We start from the raw sequence: 478 nt of genomic DNA, 5'->3' as shown, positions 1-478 counted from the left end.
CAAAAACTCGCGCAGTTAGATCGGCTCAGTATCATTGAGTTACAACCAAACAATCGAATTAAGCTTAAGATTTCCAAAGAGTTTTCTTGGATTGCTGGTGGTCCTATCCAACGATTTTTCCAACAACAGGTACAACAGGCGTTTTTCCACAGTTACTTCTCTGCTTCGGATGAAAAATTGGTCATGGCAACCGGATTGATGTCGACGCCGACCAACCAAAAATGCAGCAAAACTGCAAAATTGATCACTGAGTTTTAATGCCGCCTGCCAAGATGACAGTGAACTCGCGATTGAAGATCGTCACGGCACCTCGATGGTTCTCGCTATCCGACGCTGGACCTTTCCCATGTTTTCTGAGTTAGAAAACAGACCAACCGAGCGAGAAAAGTAACACCAATTACACCAAAGGTAACGATATACGTTACTTTCATCATTAAAATCGCCTCAAAAGGTCACTTCTGCCATTCTAGCCTGCCAT

General features: G+C 43.7%; 1 pseudogene. It reads left to right on the top strand.

Going from position 1 to position 478, the window contains the following annotated elements:
- Positions 1 to 391 (top strand): annotated as a pseudogene (locus CIK04_RS24895) (XRE family transcriptional regulator); the annotation flags it as partial.
- Between the last annotated feature and the right edge of the window lie 87 nt (positions 392 to 478).

The sequence above is a fragment of the Vibrio sp. 03_296 genome, from assembly GCF_002265885.1.
Note: the sequence above shows the minus strand (reverse complement) of the source record. Positions and strands in the feature narration are given on the sequence as shown.